Source organism: Synechococcus sp. Cu2B8-bc1011, assembly GCF_047302735.1.
Taxonomy (GTDB): domain Bacteria; phylum Cyanobacteriota; class Cyanobacteriia; order PCC-6307; family Cyanobiaceae; genus Synechococcus_C.
In genome coordinates, this window is the sequence record NZ_CP138915.1 from 1,537,633 (window position 1) to 1,559,632 (window position 22,000).

General features: G+C 53.9%; 14 protein-coding genes. All 14 read right to left on the reverse strand.

Annotated elements, in window-relative coordinates; all coding sequences use genetic code 11:
* Nucleotides 1–126 precede the first annotated feature (126 nt).
* A complete protein-coding gene (locus tag SIC18_RS08065; RefSeq protein ID WP_250395505.1) occupies nt 127–1,950 on the reverse strand; it encodes a TolC family protein in 1,824 nt (607 codons plus the stop codon).
* Between the two features lie 260 nt (nt 1,951–2,210).
* Entirely contained in the window at nt 2,211–3,347 is a 1,137-nt protein-coding gene (locus tag SIC18_RS08070; RefSeq protein ID WP_048346267.1) for an FUSC family protein, read from the reverse strand.
* Entirely contained in the window at nt 3,344–4,309 is a 966-nt protein-coding gene (locus tag SIC18_RS08075) for an FUSC family protein (protein WP_048346268.1), read from the reverse strand. Before SIC18_RS08075 ends, SIC18_RS08070 begins: the two co-directional genes overlap by 4 nt.
* Nucleotides 4,310–4,321: 12 nt before the next feature.
* On the reverse strand, nt 4,322–5,230 hold the full coding sequence (locus SIC18_RS08080; RefSeq protein ID WP_048346269.1) for an LCP family protein: 909 nt from the start codon (nt 5,228–5,230) through the stop codon (nt 4,322–4,324).
* A gap of 67 nt (nt 5,231–5,297) precedes the next feature.
* A complete protein-coding gene (locus SIC18_RS08085) occupies nt 5,298–7,388 on the reverse strand; it encodes a cation:proton antiporter (RefSeq protein WP_048346270.1) in 2,091 nt (696 codons plus the stop codon).
* Nucleotides 7,389–7,418: 30 nt separating this feature from the next.
* Nucleotides 7,419–9,227, reverse strand: a complete 1,809-nt coding sequence (locus SIC18_RS08090; protein WP_048346271.1) for an ABC transporter ATP-binding protein — start codon at nt 9,225–9,227, stop codon at nt 7,419–7,421.
* A 302-nt stretch (nt 9,228–9,529) separates the two neighbouring features.
* The gene (locus SIC18_RS08095; protein ID WP_413429263.1) at nt 9,530–9,892 is read right to left on the reverse strand and encodes an RNA recognition motif domain-containing protein; all 363 of its coding nucleotides are present in this window, start codon (nt 9,890–9,892) and stop codon (nt 9,530–9,532) included.
* A 310-nt stretch (nt 9,893–10,202) separates the two neighbouring features.
* Nucleotides 10,203–10,451: a hypothetical protein gene (locus tag SIC18_RS08100; protein WP_048346273.1), complete on the reverse strand. Its 249-nt coding sequence runs from the start codon at nt 10,449–10,451 to the stop codon at nt 10,203–10,205.
* A 48-nt stretch (nt 10,452–10,499) separates the two neighbouring features.
* Nucleotides 10,500–12,305, reverse strand: coding sequence for a DEAD/DEAH box helicase (locus SIC18_RS08105; protein WP_048346274.1), 1,806 nt, complete (start codon nt 12,303–12,305; stop codon nt 10,500–10,502).
* A gap of 103 nt (nt 12,306–12,408) precedes the next feature.
* Nucleotides 12,409–12,762, reverse strand: a complete 354-nt coding sequence (locus SIC18_RS08110; protein ID WP_413429264.1) for a phosphomannose isomerase type II C-terminal cupin domain — start codon at nt 12,760–12,762, stop codon at nt 12,409–12,411.
* Nucleotides 12,763–12,790: 28 nt separating this feature from the next.
* Entirely contained in the window at nt 12,791–14,443 is a 1,653-nt protein-coding gene (locus tag SIC18_RS08115) for an ATP-dependent DNA helicase (RefSeq protein ID WP_413429265.1), read from the reverse strand.
* Entirely contained in the window at nt 14,443–18,081 is a 3,639-nt protein-coding gene (locus SIC18_RS08120) for a UvrD-helicase domain-containing protein (protein WP_413429267.1), read from the reverse strand. The genes SIC18_RS08115 and SIC18_RS08120 overlap by 1 nt, the downstream gene beginning before the upstream one ends.
* On the reverse strand, nt 18,078–21,374 hold the full coding sequence (locus SIC18_RS08125; protein WP_413430527.1) for an exodeoxyribonuclease V subunit gamma: 3,297 nt from the start codon (nt 21,372–21,374) through the stop codon (nt 18,078–18,080). The genes SIC18_RS08120 and SIC18_RS08125 overlap by 4 nt, the downstream gene beginning before the upstream one ends.
* Nucleotides 21,368–21,976 (reverse strand): metallophosphoesterase, encoded by a 609-nt coding sequence (locus SIC18_RS08130; protein WP_048346279.1) that lies wholly within the window; start codon nt 21,974–21,976, stop codon nt 21,368–21,370. The genes SIC18_RS08125 and SIC18_RS08130 overlap by 7 nt, the downstream gene beginning before the upstream one ends.
* Nucleotides 21,977–22,000 lie beyond the last annotated feature (24 nt).

Below are 22,000 nucleotides of genomic sequence, written 5' to 3' on the forward strand. Positions count from 1 at the left end.
TCCGAATTGGTTTTGTTGATCATTCTGTTAAATGCTAATCCGCCTGAATTGTGGTTTTGGTTCGTTGTCTTTTTAGTGGTCTTTGGATATCGAATTGAGCGCTGGTGGTCTTCAAGGGCTGACTAATTAAGGCTGTTTTTTAGGGAAACTAAGAGATAATTCGGTTAAGACTGGATCGTTCGGATTTTTAGGCATGGGCAAGAGTTCACGCAGCATGCGTGCATAGGTGACATTGACATTCACAGTGGCGAATAATCGTCTTACTAAGGAGTTAACGAGTTGTTCCTGGGTGATGGAAAGGTTGATTTCGTCGCTTAGTCCGGTTTGGTAGCGCAGTTGTGTGTCTCGGAAGGCCTCTTTGCTGGCGCCAACAGCACGTCTGGCCGACACTAATTTTGCCAAACTAGCTTCGTGGTTTAAAAAAGCTCGCTCCAGTCGTAAGCGAATCGCGTTGCGGGTGTTCGCATATTGCTCTGCGGTTGCTTGCTCTTGAAGTTTCAAGGCCTTCACTCTGTTTGATGTGCCACCGGCATCAAAGATCATCCATTTGAAGGCCAGCCCTACCGACCATTCGTATCCGCTGACCTGCTCGAGGGGAAGAAAAGTACCTCCGCAGCATCCACCCCCGATCAGGGCAAGATTTGACGTGCGTTCCACGGATCCCAGGCCACCGGCTGCTGCAAACAGGCTGAGCCTTGGTAGCAGCTCAGCCGCCGCTTCATCTTGGCGGCGCATGAGTGCTTGTTGTGTTGCGAGAATCGCAGTGAGTTCTGGATTGTCGTCGTAAGCCGCCAACACCGTTCTTTCTAAATTCAGGGGCCAACGTGGTTGGAGGCTGATGGGGTCGCTTGCACTGGGGATGATCTCACTGGAGAGATTGAGAATGGTCCAAAGTTCACGACGGGCTACGGCACGATCAGCCATCGCTTGGATCAAGCTTTCTTCGTCTGCAGCGAGAAGGCTGCTTCGTCTGAGCAGATCCACCCTCGGAACAAGACCAGCTTGTTTTAGGTCAAGAGTGTCTTCCAATACGACCAGATCAGTGCGAACGATCGCATCGCGTATCCGCACAAGTTGCTCAGCACGTTGAAGGTTGTAATAGGCCTCGCTCACTTCAAGCTGAATGGCTCTTAACCGATCGGCATAGAGATTTTCTTGTTGGGTGAGTCGGGCTTGCGCTGCTTGAACCCTGGGAGTTCGAGCAAAATCAATAATGTTGTAATCAAGCTGAAGCCCAGCATCTGCCGAAACTCCATTCGCAACCGCCCCTAGCCCACCTCCTTGTGGGATGTAGAAGGGTCCAGCGCTGGAGCCACTGATTTCGTTTCCATCATTGGTGAGAGCAAAATTGGGAGTTTGCCCTTTTGAATTAAAGAGTTCTCCAAACCCGAAAGTGTTGTTTCCATAGGGGTTGTAAGTGGTTGTTCCGCTTTGAAATCCATCGACATTGGCAAAAACGCTGATCGTTGGCCAGTACCGGCTCGATTCGGATGCAATGGTGGCGGCTTGAGCCTGGATTAAATCTCGCTGAGCGCCCAGGGATGGGTTGTTGCGGAAGGCGATCGTGACAGCATCTTCAAGAGAGAGAGAAAGAGTTCGCGATGCAGTGTCAGCTGAAGAAGGAAGGCGAAGAAGAGGGTCTGGCTGAGTGTCTTGATCTGTGAGTTCACCGGAAGGTGCGGCATTGATATCAATCAGCAGTGTGGGGATCTCTAGTGCTCTGAGATCGTCACTGCTCTCAATCGCTGGTGCTGGACCAGTCAATGTGTCAATGGCATCGACCTGGGTATTAAGGCGCTCCCAACTTTTCTCAAGTTGCTCTGTAGTGCCGCCTTCATCCAGTGGTGCAACGTTGGTCTGAGCTGCTACGGGAGCGAAGCTGTTGCAAATCAATCCGAGCGCGCATACGGAACGGGAGAGGACCAGATCACAGCGGGATGGTTTCAACACGTTCTTCGGATGACGACTTCTAAAACGACTTTTGGGTATGTTTACGCACTCTGGTCAATGATGAAAGGTGTCCAATGCAAAACTCTGATGAATTTGATCGCTAGCTATCAAACTGGATGGTGACCATGAGACTGTCTTGTAAGCTGAATAGTGCTGCAACAATTGACCGCAAACAGCTTCTTATACTTAGACGGACTTGATTGGTTGAAGTTTCCGCAAGCCTTGAATAAGTTTCAAGCATGCTGGGTGATTTGAAGAGCTCAATCCCTCAGTAATAGATGGTTTGTGATTGCTGACTTGGAGTGGGTGGATATTGCTTCGATAATTGCTGATCGAATGTAGTCAATTAGGGTCATTCTTAAGATTATTTGTCTCAGCTGCTGTTTATTTAAATGCTTGTCGTCAGCAGAAATTGTGCCTTCTGTTGTTTGTTCAAGCCATTGGCTGAAGCCTCGAGAAAGATCCTTGATTGCGATCATCTCCCGAGGATTGAATTGTTGATTGTTAATTGTTTTTGGGTTTTTGAGCTCAGCGCTGATGGATAGCAATTGAGCGCTCAGAATATCAAATAAGTCTGCTTCCTCGTTGTGAAGTCGTTTGACTTTCTCTGATCTAATAAAGGGTGCTGGTAAGCTTCTGATAGACTCAAGAGAGGTCATTATTTGTGAGGCTAAAAGATCGATTCTGCTCCAAATGTCATGTAGTGGATGTTGTTCGGGATTAACTCCCAGTTCTAATTGTGCAAGAACCTGCTGTTGTCTTGCTGCGTTGAGTTGTGTGATCAGTGAAATGCGTTTTGCTTGTTGTTTTCTCGGTGGACTTGAGGAAGGATTGTTTTGTCTGAGGGCATCTCCTTCATCTTGTAGCTCCACTCCGAGGGCATCTAGCAATGATGCCCATTGTTGGTGTAATTGAGGAATCGTTTGACTCGGCCAAATCCATTGACACGCCAGTAGTGAAATGACAATGCCAAGCCCAGTCCAGAAAAGACGAATGGGGCCCCAGATGGTTTCAACCTGTTCATGAACAAGCCATCCCATAACGATGATCGTGCCTGCAACTTTGTACCCCACTTGCAGGCCGAGAATTCCTCCCAAAAGTCGTGTTGAAGCTAAAGCTAATCCAAGCCCTAATGGGAGAGGGAGATCTAGGCATTTTGTAAATATGATCAAAATAATCACGCCCATTAGCGATCCCATCAGCCGCTGAATGCCCAGCTTCATGGAATTGCCGTAGGTACTTGACAGAACGGCTGCTGTCGTAAGTGGCAAATAAAAGCCATATGGAATTGAACTCAGGAGACCGAATCCAGCACTTAATCCGGTAATAAGAACAAGGCGTAATTCTTGTCTAGTAAACCAAGGCTTGCTGAGGGGTTGACGGCTATTTTTTATCATTCAAATGAGTTTTGCTTGATGGCAAAATCAAGTTTTTTCTGACTTCTAACGATTCGAAGGAATCGAGTGCCTTCTTCCTCTAAAAGAATACGCTGGGAGAGGCTAAGTCGACTGTTTGAATCTATTTGCAATCGTTTCCATCCCAAGTCATTGCTAATGTCTAACTGATCAGTAAGTTCAGGTAATTGCAAGGGCTGATGTTTTAAGGCTAGAGCGTCAAGAAGTCTTTCCATCAAAATCCATTGAGCATGTAGGCTGCGCCATAGGCTCATCCGTTGTTGCCAGCGTAGCCGCGACAATTGTTTCATGTGTTTCGCGCCAAGCTGTTCTTCAATATTAATGAGGCGTTGAATTTCTAAGAGATCTTTCGTGATCGAGCCGGGCTGTAATGGTGGTGGTGAAGACGTAAGTCCTTGGAGCGACTGGCTATGTTGATGCATACGAGTACTTAGTGAATGAAGTAATTTTTGATGAAGCTCTTCCATTCGCATCAATCGATTTTTGGGCCAAAGTAAGCGGCTGATTACAATGGCTACTAAGATTCCAACCAGAGTATCGATGCTTCTGTTTAAAATATAATACCAGTTTAACTTTGTATAACCGTGAACGCTTAAAAAGATCACCGTAATTACAACGGCTGTCGACAAGCCGCTGCCCCAGCCAAGGAGACGAAGTAAGGGGACAGTAATTAAGAGGCTGATGAAAATGCCGATCCAGCCTGAAAGCATTGTGTGGACTAAGAAAACAACAAGGCCGCCACTGACTGTTCCGAGAATCCTTCCTCTGGCGGCTTGAAGTGTGTTCTCATCTTGATCGTCGACGACTAAAATTACAGCTAAGAGCGGATAAAAAACAAAGCTAATTCGATCAAAGTGTTGTGCAATGGCGCATGTGATAAAAATGCTCAGGCCAAGTCTCAGACTTTGCTTCGTCAGATTGCTGTCTATCTTTGTAATGTTCATTGTTAGACGCGATCAGCGCTTCAGTCTGAGATCCTCGCTGTTGGATCTGCTTGTATCTTCGTCTATTGATGAATCATTGGTGGGCCATTGTGTATCAAGATAGCTCACTCCATTTTTATAAAAAGGTCGAGCGCTGAGTTGATTGGTTTGGAGTTCCGTTGTTCCCATTGCGGTGATCAACTTGCCAAAATCTAAAGGTCCAAGATCTGTGTCAAGATTACGTCCAGCTGCGCTAATCAAGGCTGGTAGGCGTATGAGATTCTGAGGTTGTATGAGTTTATTGAACAGGCTTTTTAATACAAGTTGTTGTCGGTCAAGTCGTCCAAAGTCACCCTCTCCATCGTGGCGCCAGCGCAAAAAGCCTTCAAGGTCACGTCCCTTGAGAACCTGGCGTCCTGGCTGAAGGTCGATCAGTAATCCTTGGCTTTTGTCTCGGTAGTAGAGCCGTTTTGGTACATCCACTTCGAGACCACCAAGTAAATCACTAATGGTGCGGATTCCTTCAAGATTCACCAGAATATGGTGATCAATCGGTCGTCCCATGAGGCGTGTAAGTTCTGATTTAACGGCATCTGGGCCGCCTATGGCATGGAGTGCGTTGGCCTTCATTGGACCAAAGCTACGTGATTCAATATAACTATCTCTTGGGATTTGAATAATCGAAGTCTCGCCATTCTCAACGCTGAGTACGAACATCGTGTCTGTATTCCCTCCTCCAGCATCCATGCCGAGAATGACTATATTTTCGTTGCCAAAGCTCGCCCAGCTTTCAAGTGGATTATTGATTGAAGCCGGTTTGGGGAGTTCTGTTGATGGAATGAGAGATCGACTGAGAGGTATCGATAGCAGCAATCCACCAAAAAGTCCTAGCACTGCTGCTGTGAGCAGGGATTTTTTGTTCGGACTCTGTTGACCGTTCATACGCAAATCTTAGGTCTGTTGCTGCAACCGTTGGATTGTGTTGAAGTTTGTGTAGGGACAACCATGATTAGTGGAGTGGATCGCTGATCATCAAGGCTGGGCAGCTCAACTGATGAACCAAATTGCTTGTGCGATCACTGGCTGGAATGGGGAGTCCAGCAACTCGGCGACGTTGTGATCGCAGAATCACGAGATCTTGGTTTTTGCTGAACCAGTGAATTTTGGAATCGATACCAGGTCCCTGAAGCAGTTTGATTTGAATTTGATGGCTGTCGATATTGCGTGGACACCAACTCATCAGTTGGTGTTCCATCCAGGATCGTTCGTGTCGGTTGAAGCGTGGGTCATGGATGTGCAGAAGGCTGATGGTGGTGGATGTTGGGTCTGGTGCGGTTGAGAGGAGCCGTAGGGCGAGTTCAAATTGTTCGCGTGCACTGGCTGATAGATCTTTGATTGGAACGAGGATTCGGTTCACATCCTTCAGCTCTCGTCGTCCAAGATTGGCTACCACAACTGGGCAATGGGCGGTTCTGCAGACCCCGTCGACGAGGTCGCCCAGGAGCCATTTGCGTAGCGGGTCAGGGCGTCCTGCTCCAATCAACAGAAGATCAGCGCCTTCTTCTAAAGCGCTTCTGCTCATGCCCGCAGCGATGTCATCATCCACGCGCAGGAGACAACGCGTGGTTGCGGTGAGTCTCTCTCCGTTGGTTGCGGCCTGACGCAGCCTCGCTCTCGCGGCAGACAAGGCTCGATTTAAGCCACCGCGAGCTTCTTCGAGGCTTGGACTCACCAGCGCAAGCGGCAAGAGTTGTCCGTTGTGCTCGCCTTCTCCCTGGGAGAGTCGAGCGGCCAGCTTCAACAGGCTCAACTCTGTGTCTGGATTGGCAACTGGAACCAACACTTTTAGGGGGCGGCGTACCACCTCCCCGGGGACGTCCTGATTTGCATCGAGCGTTGTTGTGCCGTAGCTGGAGCGCTCATTCGGTTCCATCAGGGCGACGACCGAGCGTGTGGTGAGGGTTGGACCGAGCGTCGCTGTGACGACCATCACGGCTAGAACGCTGTTGAGAACTGTGTTGTCGAGAAGGCCGGCTTGGAAACCAATGAACGCGGTGGCAAGCGTGGCGGCCACCTTGGGCATGGCGAGTGACCACATCAGCAGCATTTGATTGGGGCTGTAGCGGAACCAGCGACCAGCAATGACTGCTGCAAGTGCTTTGCATCCCAAGGCTCCAGTGAGCATTAGGGCTGTGAACTCAATGTTGCTGATGCTGTCGGCGAGGCTGCCTAGATCGAGCAGCAGTCCTAAATGAATGAAGAAGATGGGGATGAATAAGGCTCCCCCCACAAAGATCACTTGCTCTTTGACCTTGCCTTCTGGAAGAACGGAATTCACTGCTAGCCCAGCCAGAAAGGCGCCTACGATTTTTTCAACTCCTGCTAATTCAGCACCAAGTGAAGCCACAAATAAGGTGAGTAGGACCGCCAGAAACACTCGGTTTTCATCGATGACATTGCGCATCCATAGATGCCGCCCAATCATCCGAATGCCCCACACGACGACACACGCAAACAAGCCGATGCTGATCAGCAGTGCAGTAAAGCTGCTCGGTGTGAGGTTTCCTTTGCCCAGCCCTAGGGCTACAGCGAGCAACAACAAGGCTGCAATGTCGGTGAAAATCGTGCTTCCTACGCTCACGATCACGGATTCGTCGCGCTGTGCTCCGTAACTCCTCACGATCGGATACCCGAGCGGAGTATGGGTTGCCATCAGGGCTCCCAAGAGGAGGCTGGGGACTAAGGGGAAGCCAAAGATCTGACCGATGCCGAACCCCGTTCCCACTCCCAGTACAAAGATCAGAGCCCCAAAGGTCACGGAGCGACTTTTGACCCTGTTGAACTCCTCGAGGTCGATTTCCAGGCCAACAGTGAATAGTAGATAGATGGCTCCGATATCGGAGAGAAGGGTGATTGTTTCACTTTTAGCGTCGATCCAATGAAATACATGGGGCCCTACCAGTACGCCAGCGGCTAACAGTCCGACGAGATCAGGAAGCCTTAACCGTCTTGTTAAGGGGGGTACCAAGACGCTGATTGCAACCAGCTGAGCAAAAATGCCCAGTGGGTGATGCATCAGGTGAGACAGCGAAGCAGCCATCGGTGAAGTCTTGAATAAAAAGTTTTGGGGCTAAAGGCTCAACGCCTCGTTACTGAGTAAGCCAGCTTGAACCCTCCAGAGGTCTGTGTAAGGGCCTGTTTGGTGCAGAAGTTGATCATGGGTGCCCTGTTCCACAATGCGACCTGCATCCATCACAATGATCTGATCGGCATGCCGCACGGTGCTGAGTCGATGCGCAATCACCAGTGTGGTTCGATTCGCCGTGATTCGCATCAGTGAACGTTGAATCGCCGCCTCTGTTTCATTGTCAACCGCGGCTGTTGCTTCATCGAGGATCAACACGGGTACATTTTTCAAAATGGCTCTTGCCAGGGCGATTCTCTGGCGTTGACCCCCCGACAAACGCTGACCACGTTCACCTACAACCGTGTCAAACCCTTGAGGTAGATCTTGAATAAAAGCCAGGGCTTCAGCTTGTTCTGCTGCCCAAACAAGAGACGACCTGGTTGCTTCTGGCGAGCCATAGGCAATATTTTCGGCGATGCTTCCGTGGAAGAGGTAGACATCTTGACTTACGAGTGCAATACAACGACGAAGATCTTGTAGGTGGAGCGATGTAATCGGGTGTTGGTCAAGAACAATTCTTCCGCTACTGAGCGGATAGAGTCTCAGCAGTAATTTGACCAGTGAGCTTTTCCCTGAACCCGTAGCACCAACAATCCCAATCGTTTGGCCTGCTCTAATTCTTAGGTTGAAGTTGTTGAGAAGTGGCTCGCGATCTCTATAGGAAAAGCAAACTTGTTCATAGATTATCTCTCCTTTGATAGTACTGGGGTTGAGGCGAGTGTTTCCGCTGGCGATCTGAATCGGTGTATCGATGAGGTCGAGAACACGCTGGGTGGATGCCATCGAACGTTGGTAATCATCCAAGGTTCGTCCCAATGTGGTGAGTGGCCAGAGCAGTCGCTGCGTGATAAAGACCAAGAAGCTGTAGGTCCCGACGGCGATGAGCCCTTGCCAGGCTTGGATCCCTCCGATGAGAAGAATCGCTAAAAAGGCAAATAAGATTGCAAAGCGAATCAGGGGGATGAAGGCGGCAGAGATGCGAATTGCCTGACGATTACACTGCCGGTAGGCATCACTAGCAGTACGAAGTTGCTCGAGTTCCCATGCTTCAGTTGCGAAGCTTTTGATGGTGAGCATTCCACCTAGATTGTTAGACAGTCGGGAGGCTAAATCTCCAGCCCTTTGGCGGACGTCGCGATATCGCGGAGCGAGGCGACGTTGAAAATGGAGTGATCCCAGAAGGATGATTGGGATCGGTAGAAAGGCAAAGAGTGCTACTCCAGGTGCCATGAGTGTCATGGCGCCACCAACAAGCAGAACGGTGGTCACTAATTGCAGGATTTCGTTCGCACCTCGTTCAAGAAATCGTTCAAGCTGATGGATATCATCACCAAGAACGGTGAGTAAGCGCCCAGTGCTGTCTCGCTCGAAGAAATCCATCTCAAGTTTTTGGAGATGGTCGTAGGCTTCTAATCGCAAACTATGCTGCGTTGTTTGTGCCAGATTGCGCCATAAAACGCCGTAGAGATATTCAAAGAGTGATTCTGCGGTCCAGACCAGGAAGGACAACACTGCAAGTACGATGAGTTGGCTTGGCACCGTTGTGGCACCCAAGGCTGCCAGCCACGATGAATCCTGTTGAACAACAACATCAACGGCAAGACCAATCAGAACCGGCGGAAGTAGATCAAAGATTTTATTGATGATCGAGCAACTCACCGCCATCCATACCCGTGTTCTGTACGGCTTGAGATGGCTCAAAAGCCGTGGGAGGGCAGGCTTAATGCGTCTAGGCAGAGTTTGTTCAGCCATGACCAATGGCAAGTGAGTTTATTCAAGCGTTGTGTTGCCCACCTGCCTCAAAACTGCTGAAACGGTGTCGAGCAGAAATAGAGATTGAGGAGGCTGAATGACGCGCTCAAGAGCTTTCAATCGTTTTCATCGCTTCTTGGCACGGAAGCATCGTGATGAAATTCGGAATACAACACTTGCTGTGTCTGTTGAGGCGTGAAGCCCCGTGGATCGCATCCAACAATTGATCGATCGCCGATTCGCCCTGGATGACGTGCTTCAACATGAGGAGACGGCTCGATGAGCTGTCTCCTCAGCTGCGATCACCAGCGGTTGCCGCCGCCGTAACCACCGCCACCACCGCCATTGCCGCCGCCGCCGCCGTAACCGCCGCCGCCGCCGCCGTAACCACCGCGGCCACCGCCGCCGCCGCCGCCAGTGCGCTCACGTGGTGTTGCTTTGTTGACACGGATCATGCGGCCCATCCACTCGACGTTCTGGAGATCGTCGATGGCCTTTTGCTCATCTTCGTCTGTGGCCATTTCAACGAAGCCAAAGCCGCGCTTGCGCCCTGTTTCTCGATCGAGAGGAAGACTTGCGCTCTTCACCTCTCCGTATTGACCGAATAGATCGAGAAGATCTTCTTGTTCTGCCTGGAAAGACAGATTGCCGATGTAGATGGTCATTTCCTGAGGGGACCGTTGGACATTTGATCAGAGAAGTTTTGGTCCGAAAAGGAAAGTCCTTGATGCTGAAGCTGGAGAGCTGAAGCTTGGGGGAGCGAGCCGATCAGAGCCGAACATGAAGCTGATGCTTCACCACGCTACAGGCTTACCTGGAGCCACATCTCAACTTTTGAAGAGAAAATCGAAAAGTTTTATTTTTTTCGATGTTCTGTTGCATGGTCAGGAGATCCTCACCATTTTTCCCTATTCAAAGCTTTATTGATCGAAGCAGTGACAACGGTCGTGAACGGACTACCTCGAGGTGAGGCTTTTACTGTGTTTTCAGAAAAGGTCCGTACTTTTCAGCAGCCAAGTCTTTACAGATAGTTTGAGCTTGCAAAATATATGCAATGCCCTTCAGCTCTCTTGCAAAGCATGAACAGGTGAAATCACCCATGCCTTCTGGAGGTGTTTGTCTGGCTTGAGACATGGCCGCATTGAAGCCAGCCATGCAAAGCCTTTTGATTTCTTCCGAATCATCTGCTGCTTGCGCTAGTGATCCAGCGGTTGTGATCAGCATGGGTGAGATGCAGAGGCTGATCGAAAGGCGGAAAAGCAGATTCAAGAGTTAGGAATCCTGGCGGATTTGGAGCTCTCGGTTCATCACTTTGAGACGACGAAGAGAATTAAAAACGTTTTCTGGCATTCCTTTGGGAAGGTCGACAAGGCTGTGCGTTTCAAAGATCTGAATGCGACCAATCATTCGTCCTTCTAATCCTGATTCGTTGGCAATGGCTCCAACGAGATTGCCGGGTTTGACGCGATCGCGATGACCGACTTCAACCCTGAAGCGTTCCATGTCATCTTCTGGCGGGCGTGATGCTCGCTCTGGTCGCCTGCCGCGGTCGTTGCCTCGATCCCCGCGTCGATCATCTCGGCGGTCGTTGCGCAGTGGAGCTTTCAGCCAGCTTTCATCGCCTTGTACCAATAGGGGGCCTTCGCCAACGGCCAACCTCATGGCGGCCAAAGTGAGTTGACCTGGCTCTACCTCAAGCTCTTGGGCCACTCTTTGGATGAGCTCCTGGAGTAGGGCAGTTTCTTCCTCGGGCTTGTCTTCGCTGGTGGCTTCAATGCTCAGGCGGGTGCGAAGACGGTCAAGACGACTCTGGTTGATTTCAGCATTGCTAGGGATGTCCATCGGCTCAATGGCCTGTCCCACAGCGCGTTCGAGATTGCCAACGAACCTGCGCTCCCTGGGTGTGATGAACAGGATGGCATCGCCGCTGCGTCCAGCGCGGCCTGTACGACCGATGCGATGGACGTAGGCCTCACTATCGAACGGCATGTCGTAGTTGATGACGAGACCGATGCGGTCAACATCGAGACCGCGAGCTGCAACATCGGTGGCCACCAGAATGTTGACGGTTCCTTTGCGAAGACGTTCCACGGTGCGTTCCCGTTGGTTTTGGGGCACATCTCCGTTGAGAACTGCCACGTCGTGACCGGCGGCTTCTAGGGATTCCGCAACCGTGAGTGTGATTGCCTTGGTTCGGGCAAAAATAATCACCCCTTCGCCCGTCACCGCTTCAAGCACACGGTTGAGTGCCTCGAGCTTGTGCGAGTTCTGCATGGTGATGCAGCGATGGCGGATCCGACGTGCTTCTTTGTCCTTCGTTTTGATCGTGATCTCTGCAGGTTCACGCAAGTAGCGCTTCGAAAGCCTGCGTATTTCGTTGGGCATCGTCGCTGAAAACAGCACGACCTGACGCTCTTCGGGTAGTTGCTCGAGGATCCATTCCACATCGTCGATGAAGCCCATCCGAAGCATTTCATCGGCCTCGTCGAGGACAAGGCTGCGCAATCCGCTTGTATTCAGGGTTCCTTGTCGCATGTGATCCATGACGCGACCAGGCGTTCCCACGACAACGTCAACACCACGTCTCAAAGCGTTGATTTGGGAGCGGAAATCGGACCCTCCATAGATCGCCAGCACATTGAGGTGGGGATGCCCAGCGGAATAGGCCTTGAATGCTTCCGCTACTTGCATCGCTAGTTCGCGGGTCGGCGCCAGCACAAGCACGCTTGGGAGTGGGCTGTCGCCTTGCAATCGTTCCAGCAAAGGGAGGGCGAAGGCGGCTGTTTTTCCGGTTCCGGTTTGAGCTTGGCCTACCAGATCGCGTCCGAGCATGAGCTCTGGGATGGCCGCCTTTTGGATGGGTGAGGGTTCTTTATATCCCTTGTCAGCAAGTGTTTTGAGGAGTGCCTCACTGAAGCCAAACTCCGCAAATCCAGAGGGGGCTTTGGGCTCTTCTACGCTCTCAATCACCGTTGTAAAGACCGCTTCGGAGGTTTCCGATGCGGTGGCGTCGGAAATCTCAGACATGCTGAGATCCACTGAACAGGACCCTGCGTCCTGAGCTGGTGTATTGGTCATTCTTGAAAGGCAATTGCCTGATTAATCCTTTAAATCAGGCTTGCAACGTCCAATCGGCATGAGCCGCGCTGTATTGCTTACCTTTCGATTAAAGGTTGAAAATTTATCTTAACACTCTGCCGAAGTCATCCTCCAAGCGTTCGATATCGCTTTCTTCAAGGATCGATCCGTGCTGGACCTCAATGATCACTAGGTCTCCATCTCCACCCGAAGCACGGTGGATGGCTCCTTTGGGGATGTGCAGGGTGTCTCCGGCTAAAACATTCGACCATTGGCCTTGGCAAAACAGCTCCCCACTTCCCTTTGCCACCGTCCAGTTTTCGCTTCGGTGTTGATGGCGTTGAAGGCTCAAGCGTTGTCCTTGCCGTATCAGCAATCTTTTGAGCTTGTAACCCTGGCCACTGCCTAAATCTTCGTACCAGCCCCAAGGGCGAATCACTCTCTCGATTTCGCTCACCTAAGCGTCCCCGTCGTTGCTTTGATCCTCAGGATGCCAAGATTGTGGTGCAGCGGCCTAGAGCCAACGCTGCTGGGTCTGCAAATAACAGCACTTGCTGTTTAGCGCGGGTGATTGCTGTGTACAGAAGCGCGCTGCTTTGGCGATCGTCGAGAGTCGGCCAGAGCAGCATCACTTTGTCCATCTCGCAGCCCTGAGCCTTGTGAATTGTGAGTGCGAGAGCTGGCTCTAAGGACCGAAGACGGGCGGGATGGTAAAGCGCATGTCGACTGTCGCCAGAGGGGTCGCTGCAGAGAAACAGGGCCCGCTGCTGAACCCCCTCGCCGACCATGACCCCAAGATCTCCATTGGCGAGTCCGAGTTCCGGCTGATTTTCACTGCAAAGCACTGGCAGACCAGAGGGCCAGCGCTGAGGTTCAGAGCTATTGAGCAAGTGTTGGTGGACGGCATTAACGCCCCATGGCCCCCGTCGACGGGGGCAGAGCACCATCGAGGTATCAAGGATGTTGAGGAGCTCTTGGGCTTGTTGTTGATCGGGTTGCCCATGAGCATTGATCCCTAGTGCGCTCGCTTTGTCCTTGAGATGGTCAAGATGCTGAGTGAGTGCAGCATGCACAGCTTCAGGGATCTGCCTTGTTTGGGAATAATGAACGGTGATATTGGAGTTTTTGGGCAACGAGCTGAGTTGTGACCAGAACGGTTTCAAGCCTTGATCACGGAGCACTGCACTCATCTGAGCGAGAGCACCTCGATTGCGATAGACCTCTGTAAGGGTGATGGCCCCATCCTTGAAACGCTTGTTTTGATCAGGTTCCTGGAGATGCTGCCAAACGGCTCCTGCACCAATCGGTGGTAGCTGAGCACTATCTCCCACCAAGATCAGTTGGCAATGGGTTGGCAGTGCACTCAACAGGGCACGGCCTAGTTCTAAATCCACCATCGACATTTCATCGACGATGAGTAGGTCCAGCTCTAGCGGATTGCGTCGGTGACGGCCAAAGCCTCCAGGGCGAGCTTCAAGCAAACGATGAACAGTGGTGCAGGGCAAGGCTGCGGTGATTGGGTTGCTGCGAATGGCGTCTTGGAGGCGACGTGCGGCCTTGCCTGTGGGAGCGGCAAGCCGGGCTCGAAGCTTGGGTTGCTTCTCGTAGGCACGGAGCAGCATGTGCTGCACCGTGCTCGTTTTACCGGTTCCTGGACCTCCGCTGAGCAGAACCACGCCGTAGCGATCGATGGCACGGACAGCCGCTTGCTGTTCAGCACTGAGATCGTTGTTCTTGGACGGGTGGCTGATCGCGGCGTCTTGGTTTGTTGCATGGATTGGAGCCTGGAAACAGCGGCGCAGAAGTTCGAGTTCGAGCTCTTGCATGGCTGCTTGCCAGCGACGCCACGACAGGGTGTTGTGATTCAGGACTAAAACCGCTTGGTCACCATCCAGCCATCCACTAGCCACTAAGGCTTCCCGGTGAAGCAGGGGCCAGCCATCTGTTTCGATCCCCTCTGGAACCTCGGCGCCGTCGTGGAGTTGAAGTGAGATGTCGCCTCTGCTCAGGGCAGTTGTGAGTGCTCGTATGAGCTCGAAGAGTGGTTCACTGCTTTGCTCCGGCGGCATGCGCCGTTGAAGTGTGGCGAGCACCCCACGGTGAAGGGCAACAAGAACATCCGATGCTGAAGATTGCATTACGACAACCCCTCAAGCCAGTGGTCCAGTCGGCGGATTCGCTTTAAAGGTGCAGGCTCGATTACGACGCCTGAGCCTCCTTCGGGGCTGATGCCCCTCAAAAACACATAGGCGTAGCCGCCGAGATGGCGTTCGGGGTCGTATCCATCGAGCCTCCAGCGCAGGTAGCGATCCAGGGCCAAAAGATAGAGATGAGCCTGCAGCGGATAGTGATGGGAGAGCATTTGTTCCTCCATCGCGGCTTGGCTGTAGTGCCGCGGTCCGCAGGCGATGCCACGGCCAGAGTCGTCCCGTTCACCAATCCAATTGCTTTTCCAATCCGCTACCCACCACCTGGCTGTCGCGGGATTCTCCCCATCGGTGAACACCAGATCGATCGATCCGGTGAGAAACCCCCGACTGCGAATGTCGAGCTGGCGCAAACTTTGCGCGTAGCTCTGACCAAAACGATGGTCGCTGTCTGCTTCAAAGGCATGGGCTAAACCTGCGGAGCGCACTGGCTTGCCTTGCTGGGCTACGGGTAGGTCAAAGCTGAGCTCGTGAAGACGCCTCCCAGCGCTCAAATCGGACAGTGTCAAGTCTTGGAGAGGGCCGCCTAGGGGTGCCATCAGCAAAGTGTTGAGCGCTGTGATCACGGCATCGCAGTATTGGAGGTCGATTCCGGCTCGGCCAAGCTCTTCAGTCACGACAACCTGATTGGGAGCTTGGTCTGCAGGACCTTGAAAGCTCACCTGTTCCAGGATTCTGTGCAGGCAATCGCCCGCACCCGGACCTTTTGGAAACTCTGCAAGAGGGCCGTTTTGATCCGCTGAATCCGCTGGGCTTTCGGGGGCTTCCGTATCGGCTACAGCATCGATGTCGCGTCCTTCTTCGAGGTTGCGTGGATCAGTTGGGGCTGGCTTGTGATGTCCGTTCTGAGCGGAGATCCAAGCGGAGTAGCTACTTCGACCCCAGCTGCGGTCGAGAGTGCGTTGAGGAACGTCCGACAACTGCAAGGTCTCAAGCCTCGGAGCTGGACGCCAGAATGGCAGGGTTGTGGTCTCTGCTGGTAAGTGGCGACTCGTAAGGGGTTTTTCGAGCATGGAAAGCTCCTTGACCCAGTTCGCGAGAGGATTGGCCTCCTGTCCCGCAGCGGCGACCCAAAAGACCACGAGATGGCGCTCCGCACGGGTTAGGGCCACATAGGCCAGTCGCTCTGCTTCTGCAGCACTGTCGTCTTGATGTCGTTCTGCGGCCTTTTGTCCCTGCCCCCAATGGGGGTTGAGCGCAACTTGCCAGGTCCCCTCTGGATCATTGGGGGGGGTACGCCAAAGAGGCCCTTTGCCCTGAGCTGGTGCTTGCCATAAATAGGGGCAGATCACCACTGGGTACTGCAGGCCTTTGCTTCGGTGCACGGTGACAACGGCCACCGCGCTTTCCGCTAAATCGCTGTGGGGCTGCCTGATGTCAGGGGTGGGTTCGATCGGTTGTAAGCGCTGTCGTCTCAGCCAATCAGCGGCGCTGCCCAGGTCGAGGCCTTGTCGATGCATGGCGTCTTGCACCAGTCGCGCACATTGCTGGATGTCGCCTAACAAGCGCCCGCGGCTGGAGAGGTCAGCGAGCATTCGTCCCTCGAGGATTTGGGATAAGCAGCCGAGCAAACCCAGGAAAGGGAGGCCGTCCTGCAGGTTGCGAAGTTGCCCGGCGAGTCGGTCGAGATCACCGTTGGTTTCGGCGTCCTGCAATTGATGGCTTGTCCATTGCATCAGGGCGGAACAGGCGAGTCGCCGCAAGCGTCCGCCATCGGCGGGTGTGCTGAGGGCATCGAGAAGATGTTGCAGCTCATCCGCGCCCGTGGTGCTGAGGACATCCCCAGGACTCACGAGTCGGCTGGGGAGGCCTCTTTGCGCGAGCTGTTCGCGTACCGCTTCGGCTTGTCGATGACGGCTGACAAGAACGCAAAGATCTGATGGGGTCAGAGATGGATCGCTGTCCAGCAGTTGGAGGGCTTGGCAGGCGACCAGGGGCGGAATGGTCGATTCGAGTGCTGTGCGGGTGGGTGGGGTGTCGGAGTCATCGCGCTGTAAATCGATGAGCTGGAGAGGCTGCTCACCATCCGGGAGGTTCAAGGGAAGGGCGCTCGCACAGGGCGTGACAGGCGGCACCTCGAGGTTCGAGAGGCTGAGGCCTGGTGCCATCCATTGGTTCATCGCCTCCATCAGGGACGGGGTTGTACGCCTGTTGTCGAGGAGATTGTCGATTCGATCAGCCCGTTGCCGGGCTTGCTTGTAGGTGTTGAGGTCTCCTCCTCGAAAGCGGTAGATCGCTTGCTTGGGATCACCCACCATCAGCAAGAGATGGTTTGGCGTCGCAAAGCAGGCTTGGAGCAGGCGCCACTGCAGTGGATCCGTGTCTTGAAATTCGTCGATCAGAGCCACGCGGTAGCGCTGCTGAATCGGGGCTAGCCAGCGTTGAGGTTCGGTCTCGGTCGCTAGCGGATCAAGGGCATCGAGTAATCCAGAAAAGCTGATCACGCCCTGTTGTGCTCGGCGGGCGGCCAGGGTCTGGAGTCCGTGGTTGAGCGCATGTCGCCAAGCCTTCTCAGCTGGTCCATCCCACAAAGCTGCAATGGCTTTTTGCAGGGTTGGTTGTGGAAGGCTTGGATTGGGTTCACTGCAGCGGCGAGCTGTTTTGCTGAAACATCCGGGATGGAAGTAGTCGCCAAGGAGGCTCTGACTTCGCACGTCGCCGTAACTGATGCGTAACGTATGCGTATCTTTTTGGTGGGAAACCCAGCTGCTGAGTTCGTTGGCGCGATCCTTTTTCGGTTTCGGTGAGTAGGGCTTGGTGTCGGTTTGGCCTTGGCTTCGCCAATCCGTTGAGCAGTCGCGAAGGGCCGTTTCCAGCGTGTGTCCGCTTGCGTTCCATTCCGCTTCGAACACAGTCCAGCTCGATTGCAGCCACTGGTTAAAGCAATCGATCAAGGGACGCTCTAGGTCGTCTGATCCTTCAGTACCGGCGATCCGAACAGCGCAATCGCTGTCCAAGCGACTGAGGGCATGGCTCAACTGATCAGCGGAGAGACCGGCATGCAATAGCCCTGAGACATCGTCGGGAGGCAGGGCCAACACTTGTTGTTCCCAGTAGTCGTAGGCCACCTCCTGGCACAGATGCTGGCTGTCATTTTCAAGACAAACCTCAATGGCCGTGCCGTTCTGGAGAGCTTGTCGGCGAAGGCTGCGCCTGCAGAAGCCATGGATGGTGGTGATGTCGGCACGTTCCAGCCCTTCCAGTGCTTCCAGCAGGTTGCTGGCGATTGTTCGACGGGTGTTGGGATCTTGCCCGTGGAGGGTTAGCCACTCCTCCATCACTGCATCTGTGGGTGGGGAGTCGGTTTGGGAGGCGGAGTTGTTGGTTTGGCTTTGGAGCAGCGCTTGGAGTGCGTCGTTGAGACGACGACCAATGCGTTCACGCAATTCCGCAGCGGCGGCTTCTGTGAAGGTGACAACTAAAAGCTCTTTGAGGTTCAGCTTCCGCTCTGTGACTAGCCGTAGGACCAGGTGGGCTAAAGCAAAGGTTTTTCCCGTTCCAGCACTGGCCTCAAGGAGACGAACTCCTGCCTCAAGGGGGTATTGATTGGGTTGGAAACGGCTGCTCATGGCCGTTGCACCTCCAACATCGGCGCATACAACGCTTGAAATGCCTCCTCAAAACAGGCCGCTGTTAAAAAATGGTCCGCTTCGAAGTGGTCGCCAAAACAAAGCTGCATCTCTGCCCGTGCCCGCTCCCCCATGCCAGCGAATCCACCATCCCAACGGCTTTCAAACGCTCGATTTGCTTTGTCAAGACCTTTGTGCCACATGAGGGCCCTCGCCAACCCACTGGCAGGCGGCACCGGCCAGCACGATTCAGCTCCTGCGGCCGCGAGAGTGTGGAGAGACAAGAGAAGCTCCTTCGCTCTGTCTGCATCCAATGGTTGCCAGTGAAGGGCTAGTTGAAAGTGATCAGCCTTGGTGCTGCTGTCACATCGACTGATCACAGCCGTTGGGGTGGACACTCCCGCCGCTTGCTGGATGAGGTGGGTGAACCATCCGCCAAGTGCCGTGCGCGACTGAAGCCGGCCTGCGCTGACCAACACCGTGGTTGTCCCAGCCCTGAGCACGGAGCGTGACTCGGTCTCTGAGCGGATCAAATCACAGTGCAGAGGCCCGAGTCGCAACAGCGTTTGTTGCAGGTTTTGCCAGCGCTGCTCAAGGCGATTGGCCGCCAGTTGGCCTGCTGCGCCAGGCGGAAGCATCCCTTGGCCGCGAAGCTGTGTGCTCCATTCGCCAGGAAGGGCGTGGTCCCAGATCAAGCTCGAATCCGTCGCCAGCCAGTCGAGCTGATCGAGAAAAGACTGATTTAAAAGAGATTGACGTTCCCGCTCTTCGAGTTCGAGCGCTGAAAGGTCTTCCACGGGGGTGGACCACTCCCGTGTCTCCAATCCCCGCGCTTTGAGCCAATAGCGCTGGGGAGCCTCAAGCCAACGATTGATGGCGTCTGAGTCGAAACCCTCAGAGGGGGCACCTGCAGTCCAGCTCAGGGGGTGGGCTAAGCCCAGGGCGCTGTTGCTCGAGCGCTGATAATCGCGGCGATCGAGATTGAGCCTGGCTTCGAGGTGGTGACGATCACAACTGAAGGCTGAACCGGCACGATTGACGAGAAAATTACGGGCATCCAAGGGATTCGCGGGTTGCTCCAACACCACGCGCTCGAACTGTTCGGGCGTGAGTTGCTCGTTGAGCAAGGTGAGCCATTGTTGGACCGGAGGCGAAGGGGGAAGCTCTTCGCCCTTGCGCTCATCGCGTGCATTCCAGCTAATCAGGAGATGTTGTCGCGCCGACATCAAAGCCTCCAGCAGCACGTAACGGTCTTGATCTGTGCTTGATGGATCGCCGAGTCGGCGCTGCTGTTCCAGGAGGTGAAAGCCAGGGCGTTCCTGCTGACGTGGAAAGCTTTGCGAATCAAGCCCCATCAGCACGATCAGCCGATGGGGAATTGCTCGCATCGGCTCTAGGGCGCTGATCGTGAGGGCACCACTGCGGTGGCCAAAACGACCGCTATCGGCGGAGAGGGCCTCATCAAGAATGGAGACCACAACGGAAAGATCGAGATCAAGAGTGCACTCAGATGCCTGTTGCTGCATCCTGTCGAGTGCTTCGACGATCGCTTGTTGCTCCCAGGCCCAGTCCCCTCCATCCCCATACAGATGCTGGAGAAGCTGATTCAACTGTGTGGTCCAGGCGCTGGGACTGTGGGGTTGACGTAGCCGAATGATCCATTGCGCTAGTCCATCCAGAAGCGGCCACCATTGTTCAAGCTGCTGAATGGTGAGACCTCCCTGGAAGGGGGCACAGCCTCCCGGAGCGAGACCTGGCTCTTCAGGCAGCACGAGACCAAGCAGCCAGCGATCAAGACACCAGCTCAGGCTATGGGTGTCATCGCCTCCACGCTCCTTGCCATCCACCCCCCAACGGAAGCCCGTTTGCTGGAGGCACTGGGTGATTCGCACGGCATCCGCCGCCGTGATCCCTTGGAGGACCTGAAGGGCGGGGTTAGCGAGAAGTGCCTCGAGGCCGGATGCCGTGAAGCGCTCACTGGCCAGCTTCAAAAGAGCCATAAACCCTTGGCTCAGTCCAGGAGAGCTCTGTTGGCTTCGGTCGGTGAGTCGCCAGGGAATGCTTATCCCAGTGGCATCGTGATCACCGAAGACGGAGCTGAGGAGCGGGGCGTAGCGCTCCACATCCGGAGTCATCACCAAGACATCTCGTGGCTCAAGGCTTGAATCAGAGGCCAGCCATTGCAGAATCTGATCCCGAACCAGTTGGACCTCTCGCCAGGGTCCTGCGCAGGCCAAAAAGCGCAATGAGTTGTCTTGATCAACAGGGTTGAGGGATGGTGCGCTTCCATCCACCAGCTGTTGTTGCACTTGCTCCAGGAGCGTCGCTGGCCGCTGTTCGGATGCAGCGATCTGAATGGGCGCGGCAAAGAGATCTCCCTGATCCCATTGGCCGAGAAAGCAATCGCCGTTGCCTTCTAAAAGCAACTGAAATTCAGCCCCCATGCGTCCCAAAATCGCTTCCAGTCTTGGCGATTCCAAGAGCCAGGGCCCATCGGGTGGAGTGTTCCAGGCTTGTCCGAGCGTTTGTCTTCTCTGTTCGGAGCGTTGCCACAGCTCAGGGCAAGGTGTCAGCAGGTAAAGCTCGATCGCCATTAGCCCCGAGAGGCCTTGTAGGAGTTCTATCTGCACTGGGGCGAGATTGCTGATGCCAAACAGGCGCAATTGAGGCGGTAGCGCGGCGGCTGAAACATCACCTGCCCGCAGACGTTGAATCGCCTTTTGCACTTGAAGACCAAAAGGATCACAGGGGAGGAGTGCTGCAAGGGCACGAACGAGCTGTGGTTGCCATTGCAGCTGAGCGGGCAGGTCGGCGTCTCCGTGGCCCTCAATCCATTGGCTCAGCTCCTGCGGTCGGTAGAGGGCGTAGTCGTCCACAGCATCGGCGAGGCAGCGGGCCAGTTGCCAGTGATCACGATTGAGACGTCCAGAAACGCTTGCGTGTTGCTCCCACCAGAGCTTCAGGCTTTCAGCTGTGGGATGGTCGAGAAGACTGGGGAGAACGTTTAAAACAGACCAAACCAGTCGTTCTGCACGCCAAGGATCTTCGCTCGTTGGATCGAGATCCAAAATGCAGCGCACCAGTTGACGTAAGCGCGATCCAGGAAAGGGAAAACGCACAAGAGCGCTGATGCCATTGGCTTTGGCAAGCTGCTCTCCGAGCCATCGGCTTGTGGGCCAAGTGTTGACCACAATCTCCAGCTCTTCAAACGGACCTGGGGGGTCAAGCGTCAGCGTCTGTGCCAGAAGCGTTGCAAGAAACTCTGTGCGATTGCTGCGGTAGACCGTTAGCAAGGCACTGCCTGCTGCAATGGGGCCATCCTGTTTCGCGGAGCAGCCGTTGTCTTCTGAATTCCCTCGACTTGGATAACAGCCTCTGTCTCGGGGCAATACGCCGAAAGTTGTCCTCCATACACCGCACCCGTATCCAGCATCACGATTTGTCCATGACGTTCCACTTCCGGTCGAGGGGTATGACCAATCACCACAAGTCCATGGCTTCCGTCGTAATGCTCCCAGAAGGGTTCACGAATGGTCAGGTCGGGATGACCTGCCGCATCAAATCCTGCGTGAGTTGCCACCCAGCCATGTCCCCGAAAAACGGTAGGGAGCTGCTGTAAGCGCGGCAGCCATGGGTTGGCACTGTTGAGCTCAGGATCGCTGAGGCTCTGTAGGAGAGCCTGCTCATGATTTCCCCGCAGCCAGGTGGCCCGTCCAGCCGTGACCAATGACCAAACCAGCTGCATGGTTGAGGCGGTATCGGGCCCACGATTGATGACATCTCCGCAAAACACGACGTGATCATGTTTCGGTAAGACGCCGAGTAACCGCTGCAGTGGCTGGTAACAGCCATGTACGTCACCGACCAACCAGTGGTTGCAGGTGAGGGATGACATGCCAGGCAACAGATGGCCTCATCA

What these genes read in the sequence shown, in the direction of transcription:
- SIC18_RS08095 (WP_413429263.1), bottom strand. Translation starts at nt 9,892, where the DNA reads ATGACCATCTACATCGGCAATCTGTCTTTCCAGGCAGAACAAGAAGAT.
- SIC18_RS08070 (WP_048346267.1), bottom strand. Translation starts at nt 3,347, where the DNA reads ATGATAAAAAATAGCCGTCAACCCCTCAGCAAGCCTTGGTTTACTAGA.
- SIC18_RS08100 (WP_048346273.1), bottom strand. Translation starts at nt 10,451, where the DNA reads ATGCTGATCACAACCGCTGGATCACTAGCGCAAGCAGCAGATGATTCG.
- SIC18_RS08130 (WP_048346279.1), bottom strand. Translation starts at nt 21,976, where the DNA reads ATGTCATCCCTCACCTGCAACCACTGGTTGGTCGGTGACGTACATGGC.
- SIC18_RS08120 (WP_413429267.1), bottom strand. Translation starts at nt 18,081, where the DNA reads ATGAGCAGCCGTTTCCAACCCAATCAATACCCCCTTGAGGCAGGAGTT.
- SIC18_RS08105 (WP_048346274.1), bottom strand. Translation starts at nt 12,305, where the DNA reads ATGACCAATACACCAGCTCAGGACGCAGGGTCCTGTTCAGTGGATCTC.
- SIC18_RS08075 (WP_048346268.1), bottom strand. Translation starts at nt 4,309, where the DNA reads ATGAACATTACAAAGATAGACAGCAATCTGACGAAGCAAAGTCTGAGA.
- SIC18_RS08090 (WP_048346271.1), bottom strand. Translation starts at nt 9,227, where the DNA reads ATGGCTGAACAAACTCTGCCTAGACGCATTAAGCCTGCCCTCCCACGG.
- SIC18_RS08080 (WP_048346269.1), bottom strand. Translation starts at nt 5,230, where the DNA reads ATGAACGGTCAACAGAGTCCGAACAAAAAATCCCTGCTCACAGCAGCA.
- SIC18_RS08115 (WP_413429265.1), bottom strand. Translation starts at nt 14,443, where the DNA reads ATGCAATCTTCAGCATCGGATGTTCTTGTTGCCCTTCACCGTGGGGTG.
- SIC18_RS08085 (WP_048346270.1), bottom strand. Translation starts at nt 7,388, where the DNA reads ATGGCTGCTTCGCTGTCTCACCTGATGCATCACCCACTGGGCATTTTT.